This is a genomic window from Leyella stercorea DSM 18206 (assembly GCF_000235885.1).
Taxonomy (GTDB): domain Bacteria; phylum Bacteroidota; class Bacteroidia; order Bacteroidales; family Bacteroidaceae; genus Prevotella; species Prevotella stercorea.
This window is the reverse complement of the sequence record NZ_JH379439.1, coordinates 63,975-68,227: the sequence shown is the minus strand read 5'-3', so window position 1 is coordinate 68,227 and position 4,253 is coordinate 63,975. Positions and strand designations below refer to the sequence as shown.

The window sequence follows — 4,253 nt, the reverse complement described above, 5'->3', positions numbered from 1 at the left end:
TGTTAAAAACACAACAATATTATATGAGCCAAAATTTGGACTTTATTATATTATTTAATACTTTTGTACTCAAAATAACTAAATAACCGACTTTATGAAGAAAATACTATTACAAATTGTATTCTTTCTATCTGCAACGATAGCAATGGCGCAAACCGATATTCAGTTCTCTATATTGAAGGCAGAGGCAGATGGTATGTCAGCATCTGTGACCAACGCCCTCGACTTGAAGCTTCGTCAGGTGTTCGATCGCAATGGAGCTGGTGCTGCTGATCTTTATAATGTGTTTGCCATAGAGCCAACTATATCTGTAGAGAAGATTTTCTCTACTAAGGATGGTGTCGTGCTTGACGTGCCTATCGCACAAGGCGAGTTAGTGCTCATTGCCAAGAACATTATTGATGGTGCCGAATATTACAGCACATCAATTGAATTGGAGGGCGAATCGCTTGGTAGCAAGGATAAGGCTATGAAGTCGATGATAAAGGGCATCAAGGTGACTGACCCTGCCTATAAGCAATTCATCAATACTGCACGCAAGAAGATTGAAGAGTACTATTCTACCAATTGCGCTTTCATATTGCAGAAAGCAAAAGCACTTTACAATCAGCAGCGTTACAAAGAAGCTATTAGCTATCTCTCTGCTGCCACTGCCAATATCCCATGCTATGATCAGGCTTACGCTCTGCAGGAGCAAATTCTTGCAAAGTTGGGCACAAAGCCAGACACTGTGATTGTTGAAAAGGTGGTAGAGAAGCCGGTCGTAGTAGAAAAGGTGGTAGAGAAACCCGTTGTTGTGGAGAAAATTGTGGAGAAACCAGTGCCTGCTGAAGCTCCCGCTGCTCCTAAGTGCGAGATAACAATCTCTATGAATGACCTCGAGTTCCGTATTCTCAGTTGTAAGGGTGAGCCAACACAACGCCGCATCACTATCAAAGCCGAGTATGTCAACCAGAATGTGAACATTGCGAATGGCGATATATCATTGGATGTAGTTATTGACGACAATGGTAAAGAACTTCCACGCGAAAACAAAGCTGTTATAGCAAATGGTTCATCGTACGAATGGATTAGTATGCCAGCTCGTGTCAATTTGAAGCACGACTTCTACATCGTCAATTATGATCACCCGATTGAGACAATTTCATACATGAAACTCAAAGTGCGCAATGGTTATGTAGAGATACGCAACTTGAAGGTGGATTGGTGATAAAAACTACCCAATACATTTACTGATACTAACGATAAAATTTAAACAACTTATTATGAAGAGAATATCATTGACTTTGTGTCTGCTCGTAGCCACATGCTGTATGTCATTAGCACAGACAAAAGTTGTGGAGCGTAGCGCAAAAAAAGCTCCTGAGTGGGTCAATACGGCTAACCCAAGTGCACTTGTTGTCACCGTTACCGCCAATACTATAGCAGATGCGCAGGTGAAGGCAATGGCTGAGGTTACAGAGCGCATCATCCTCTCTGTAGCAAGCAACGTAAGCGTGTCGCAGCGCAATGAGTCGAGCGAGATAGTGGAGGACGACAACGTGCAGTCGCGCGATGAATTTACACGTCTCTCGAAGATTAAGTCGGCTAACTTACCTTTCCTTAAAGGTATCTCGTCGAACAAGATAGCTGGAATATACTGGCAGCGTGTTCAGGACAAGAAGACGGGCGAGAGCTACTACGAGTATTCGGTGCTCTATCCTTACTCTCGTCGCGAGCAGCGCACACTGCAGGCAGAGTTTGAGGCTCTCGACCAGGAGATGACCGCTAAGTACGAGGCTTTGGCACAGAAGATAGACAACATTGAGTCGGTAGAAGATATCAAAGCTGCTACTACTGAGCTCAACGCTCTGAAGGCCTACTTCTTCGACGATGTACGCCTTGAGCAGGTGGAAGGCTTGAAGAAGCGCTATCTTCAGCTCTACGATGCGCTCACACTCACAGGTAAGTTTGTTAAACGTGGACAATATAGCTGTCAGGTGCTCCTGAAAGGCAGACCAGTTAAGGTGTCTACATTGCCGACAGTGAAGTCTAGCAGCGTGACTCAGCTCAACGTGCGTCCAACAACCGACGGTACATTCCTCGTTACATACGATGATAGCGAGTGTATTGAGGACGAAGAGAATACTATTGACGTAATGCTTCGTCTTGATGGCAAACGTCTCACTTATAAGATTTCGCTCACAGAAGCCGGTAGTGGCTTTGGCAGTCAGAAGTTCTCTATCGCACCGGAGGGTAAGGTGCTGCTTACAGCAGCTATGGTAGATGCTGCAGAACGTGAAGTCACGGACGTAACAGTGCGTCTTACTGTGAACAACCGCAACGGCAATAAGTTCGCAGTGAAGAGTTTTGAGCTCAATGTGCCTGACATTGCAGTGCCACTCGTCTTCGATAACGTTGACGCAATCTACTCTACAAAGGGACTCATCCAGATAAAGATGCTGGCACAGGGCGAGTATTCGCTTCGTCAAGTAAAGAAGAACGACTTCGGATTTGTGAAGGGCACGCTCAATGTAGTAAACCCAGACACAGGAGCAATCGAACCAATAAAGGTAGCATTGCCATACTCAACCAACTGGGAGTAATGAAATGGAAAACCAATTGGGAGTAATGAAATAGAAATAGGTAACAATTAAATTTATAACAATTAAAACTTGACTATTATGAAACAGAGAATTTTTAACGTATTATTGGCTATCGCACTTATCTTCTGTGGTTCATCTGCAGCTTTCGCTCAGTCGAAATTGTTGAAGAAGGATATTAAGAAGACTTGTAAGGAGTGGAAGAAGGCAGGTTGGTCATTGCTTGCTACAGCTTCTACAATGGAGTATGCGCTTACAAAGTATCGCACATACGTAGAGGGTGATGAGGAGAATCACCTCGTTCTTACAGGTATTGCTGTAGGCAAGAACCCTAAGATTGGTCGTGAGAACGCTATGATGAATGGTATCACAAGCTACGCAAGCCGTGCTAAGGCTCAGGTAGTTGGTAAGATGAAGAGCATTATGTCTTCAGACGCAGAAGGTATGTCTGAGGAAGAAATCGATAAGTTCGGTGCTGCTTATGAGATGGGCGTGAATACAAAGATTGCAGGTCTCGTTAAGATGCACTTCACTCTCGTTCGCGAGAAGGGCGGCTCTAAGGAGTTCCAGGTGTACATGACTATCGATGAGTCAGCTGCTAAGAAGGCTCGTGAGCTTGCTGCAAAGGAGGCAAAGAAGAAGGCAGCTCTTAACGATCTCTCACAGCAGGTTGAGGAGTTCATCGGCGACCCTGTTGAAATGGACGAGTAATATCTTGAAGATATTGTAATCAATCCGGAGAAGGGTAGATTTGTCTGCTCTTCTTCGGATTTTTTAGATAAAAATCATTAAAATAAAACCCGTACAAATGAAAAGATTTATATTATTAGCTTTCTGCGCAACATGTTGTATGGGGACTCAGGCACAAGTCGTAGACGATTTCGATGACTTTGTGAATAGCGAAATGGCATCGTTTGATAAGTTCATTGATGATGCAAACAAGCAATTCATTAGTTTCTTGCGCAATCCGTGGAAAGAGTTCGACTCTAAAAAGCCCGTGGAGAAACGTGTTAAGCCTGAGCCTGTTAAGCCCGTTGTGTACGACGAGAAGAAGGATCCTGATACCACTCCCGTAGAGCTTACTATTGAAGAAATTCTCGGACAATCGACTAAAGAGAGTAAACAGCGTCCTCAGGGAAGAGTGATCGATGGAGGTGAAAAGGTGACGTTTGACAAGCCACAAAAGAAGGTTGACAATACTAACAAGCGACGCCAGCCAGTGGACACCGAGAGTGAAAAACCTCAGCCCGTGGTAAAGCCTGAAACCCCAGCTCCAGTTCCAACTTCTCAGCCTGCTGCTCCAGCAACCAAGCCGACTTGTCCAAATGCTAAGCCGACTTGTCCGAACGCTAAGCCTGCTGCTCCAGCAACCAAGCCGACTTGCCCGAACGCTAAGCCTGTTTGTCCGAACGCTAAGCCGACTTGCCCGAACGCTAAGCCGACCTGTCCGAACGCTAAGCCTGCTGCTCCAGCAACCAAGCCGACTTGCCCGAACGATAAGCCTGCTTGTCCGAACGCTAAGCCTGCTTGCCCGAATGCTAAGCCTGCTGCTCCAGCAACCAAGCCGACTTGTCCGAACGCTAAGCCGACCTGTCCAAACGCTAAGCCTGCTGCTCCGAACGCTAAGCCGACTTGTCCAAACGCTAAGCCTGCTTGCCCGAATGCTAAGCC

At 45.5% G+C, this 4,253-nt stretch carries 4 protein-coding genes; all 4 read left to right on the top strand.

What is annotated here, in order from left to right:
- Positions 1–94 precede the first annotated feature (94 nt).
- A complete protein-coding gene (locus HMPREF0673_RS14735; RefSeq protein ID WP_007900549.1) occupies positions 95–1,210 on the top strand; it encodes a hypothetical protein in 1,116 nt (371 codons plus the stop codon).
- A gap of 55 nt (positions 1,211–1,265) precedes the next feature.
- Positions 1,266–2,585, top strand: a complete 1,320-nt coding sequence (locus HMPREF0673_RS07805; RefSeq protein WP_040596660.1) for a plethodontid receptivity factor PRF — start codon at positions 1,266–1,268, stop codon at positions 2,583–2,585.
- A 78-nt stretch (positions 2,586–2,663) separates the two neighbouring features.
- Entirely contained in the window at positions 2,664–3,293 is a 630-nt protein-coding gene (locus tag HMPREF0673_RS07800; RefSeq protein ID WP_007900546.1) for a hypothetical protein, read from the top strand.
- Positions 3,294–3,390: 97 nt separating this feature from the next.
- Positions 3,391–4,253 (top strand): ribosomal eL19 family protein (locus tag HMPREF0673_RS14730; RefSeq protein WP_458692725.1); only part of this gene is annotated, 863 nt, incomplete at its 3' end.